This is a genomic window from Paenibacillus sp. MER TA 81-3 (assembly GCF_023713585.1).
GTDB classification, from domain to species: domain Bacteria; phylum Bacillota; class Bacilli; order Paenibacillales; family Paenibacillaceae; genus Paenibacillus_B; species Paenibacillus_B profundus.
In genome coordinates this window covers 1-279 of the sequence record NZ_JAMAWB010000123.1, presented here as the reverse complement: position 1 = coordinate 279, position 279 = coordinate 1, and the positions used below count along the sequence as shown (strand labels likewise).

Here is a 279-nt window from a genome sequence, read left to right as displayed (position 1 = left end):
TTCTAAATGATGAAATCGACCATCTGCTGTTTGAAGACGAGTCCATGATCCGGGACTACCAAGCCATTCAAAAGACATGGTTTCTTCGGGGCAAGCAGCGTATCATCCAAACCACCGGCAAACATCGTGGAGTTAAGTTGCTAGCCACGGTCGATTATGCCACCGGTCAAATCGTTTGGCAGGAGGATGAGCAGTACACAGCCGAGACCTTTTTGAGCTTTCTTGAAAAGATTGTTACTCAATACCCTGCAGGCCAAATCGCAATCGTGCTAGATAATG

Annotated in this window: 1 protein-coding gene; it reads left to right on the top strand. The window is 47.0% G+C overall.

Features of this window, described 5'->3' with window-relative positions; translation table 11 throughout:
- The coding region (locus M3650_RS31520; RefSeq protein ID WP_251580302.1) for a transposase at positions 1-279 on the top strand (279 nt) is incomplete at both ends.